Source organism: Achromobacter sp. SIMBA_011 (assembly GCF_046535435.1).
Taxonomy (GTDB): Bacteria; Pseudomonadota; Gammaproteobacteria; order Burkholderiales; family Burkholderiaceae_B; genus Achromobacter; species Achromobacter dolens.
This window is the reverse complement of the sequence record NZ_JAWRWN010000441.1, coordinates 1-273: the sequence shown is the minus strand read 5'-3', so window position 1 is coordinate 273 and position 273 is coordinate 1. Positions and strand designations below refer to the sequence as shown.

The window sequence follows — 273 nt, the reverse complement described above, 5'->3', positions numbered from 1 at the left end:
CGTCCGTGAGTACACCAGCTCCGGAAACGTCCTGCTTGCCGGGCGTTTTCTTCTCATCCAGCCCCTTGCGTGGATGAGCCACCAGATGCACATGTGTGCCGTTGGCACGCGCCCAGTTAGCGAGCTTGCGCATTGCCTCCTTCTGCGACGTGATGGCACCAGGCCCATCCGACTGGACGTCGGTCATCATCAAGCTGTCGATCACGCAGTGGCGGATGCCGTAGCGTTTGAACGCATGGGTGAACACCGAAATCAGTCGGTCGATCGACGCAG

1 pseudogene is annotated in these 273 nt (G+C 60.1%); it reads right to left on the bottom strand.

Going from position 1 to position 273, the window contains the following annotated elements:
* Positions 1-273 (bottom strand): annotated as a pseudogene (locus tag SB816_RS31635) (hypothetical protein); the annotation flags it as partial.